At 46.0% G+C, this 828-nt stretch carries 1 protein-coding gene; it reads left to right on the top strand.

Annotation, left to right across the window (positions count from 1 at the left end; all coding sequences use genetic code 11):
* Nucleotides 1–798 (top strand): IS30 family transposase (locus HUK49_RS10580; protein WP_191913667.1); only part of this gene is annotated, 798 nt, incomplete at its 5' end.
* Between the last annotated feature and the right edge of the window lie 30 nt (nucleotides 799–828).

Below are 828 nucleotides of genomic sequence, written 5' to 3' on the forward strand. Positions count from 1 at the left end.
CACCGGCTCAACGGTGAGTATCAAGCTGAACTAGCGCAAACTGACTTTGAACGCAAGGTTAGTCAACGGGGGCGGAAGTCTTCGCTCACTAAAAACCTTAAACACTTGATCGAGGAAAAGATTCAAGTCCAGAAGTGGTCCCCTGAACAAGTTGCCCATGTAGTTGGAATTGCCTACAAGACGGTCTATAACTGGATTGATCAAGGATGGCTTGATGTACAGTTGCCCGATTTGCCTGATCATGGAATTCGTCGTCATCGCGCTAAAGAAAAGCGTGGTACGTTCAGTCACGGCCGCTCCATTGAGGAGCGTTCTCATAAAGTCGAAACTCGCCAGGAGTTCGGCCACTTTGAAGCTGATACCGTACTTTCTGGCAAACGTAAAGGTCAAGCTGTGGCTACTTTTGTGGAGCGTAAGAGTCGCCTGACAATTGTTAAACGGCTCCATGGTCGCGACAGTCAGTCCATGACTCAAGCCGTACTTGAACTAGCTAGTCAACTTCAAGACAAGCTCAAGACGCTTACCGTAGATCATGGTAAAGAGTTCGCTAACTACCAGGCAATTGAGCAGCGAACTGGTACTCCGGTTTATTTTGCCCATGCTTATTCACCACATGAACGCGGTAGTAATGAGAACCGTAACCGAGTTTTGCGACGGTTTATTCCCAAGGGACAAGCCATTGAAGAACTAAGTGATTACCAACTGGTTCAAATCAATTGGTATCTGAATTCACGGCCACTTAAATGTCTTAATTGGCATACACCAATCGAGATCTTCTTGCTTAATCTACGTCACTAAATTCGTTCAAGTTATTTCTTGCAATCTGCC

The sequence above is a fragment of the Limosilactobacillus portuensis genome (assembly GCF_014838735.1).
GTDB classification, from domain to species: Bacteria; Bacillota; Bacilli; order Lactobacillales; family Lactobacillaceae; genus Limosilactobacillus; species Limosilactobacillus portuensis.